At 73.2% G+C, this 231-nt stretch carries 1 protein-coding gene; it reads right to left on the bottom strand.

The genetic code is table 11. The features are described from left to right. Nucleotides 1-231, bottom strand: a 231-nt coding sequence (locus SB717_RS39905) for an orotidine 5'-phosphate decarboxylase / HUMPS family protein (protein ID WP_410908903.1), incomplete at both ends; no start/stop codon positions are given.

Below are 231 nucleotides of genomic sequence, written 5' to 3'. Positions count from 1 at the left end.
ACCCGACCCCCTGGTAGGCGGCGACGGTCATCGCGTCCGCCTCCAGCGGCGAGCCGGGCGTCAGCCACGCCTCGGCGTACGCCGTCACGCTGGTGCCGATGTCACCGCGTTTGGCGTCGGCGATCACCAACAGCCCTGCGGCGCGCGCGGCGGCCAGCACCTCCTCCAGCGCGGCATATCCGGCCGCTCCGAAGCGCTCGAAGAACGCCACCTGCGGCTTGACGATCCCGG

It is taken from the genome of Priestia sp. SIMBA_032 (assembly GCF_046535215.1).
GTDB lineage: Bacteria > Bacillota > Bacilli > Bacillales > Bacillaceae_H > Priestia > Priestia aryabhattai.
Note: the sequence above shows the minus strand (reverse complement) of the source record. Positions and strands in the feature narration are given on the sequence as shown.